This is a genomic window from Bradyrhizobium uaiense, assembly GCF_010811875.1.
Taxonomy (GTDB): domain Bacteria; phylum Pseudomonadota; class Alphaproteobacteria; order Rhizobiales; family Xanthobacteraceae; genus Bradyrhizobium; species Bradyrhizobium uaiense.
In genome coordinates this window covers 1-243 of record NZ_VKHP01001010.1, presented here as the reverse complement: position 1 = coordinate 243, position 243 = coordinate 1, and the positions used below count along the sequence as shown (strand labels likewise).

Annotated in this window: 2 pseudogenes; one reads left to right on the top strand and one right to left on the bottom strand. The window is 62.6% G+C overall.

Annotated features, from left to right (window positions below):
* Positions 1-126, bottom strand: a pseudogene (locus tag FNJ47_RS52650) (ABC transporter permease); the annotation flags it as partial.
* Here FNJ47_RS52650 and FNJ47_RS48550 point away from each other — a divergent pair.
* Positions 118-243 (top strand): annotated as a pseudogene (locus tag FNJ47_RS48550) (ABC transporter permease); the annotation flags it as partial. The pseudogenes FNJ47_RS52650 and FNJ47_RS48550 overlap by 9 nt on opposite strands.

Below are 243 nucleotides of genomic sequence, written 5' to 3'. Positions count from 1 at the left end.
GAACGTATAGCCGATCGACAGGTTGGTGGTGATGAACAGGGTGGTCAGCAGCCCCAGCAATGTGAGGCTGCCGAGCACCGGCACGCCGAACAGCAACACGCCGATCCCGATGATCAGCCCGGCCTGGTCGGGACCATTCTGACCATGACCATGCTGATCTTCACCGCGCTGTCGGTCACGCGGGAGATCGAGCGCGGCACCATGGAAAGCCTGCTGTCGATGCCGATCAAGCCGGTCGAGGTG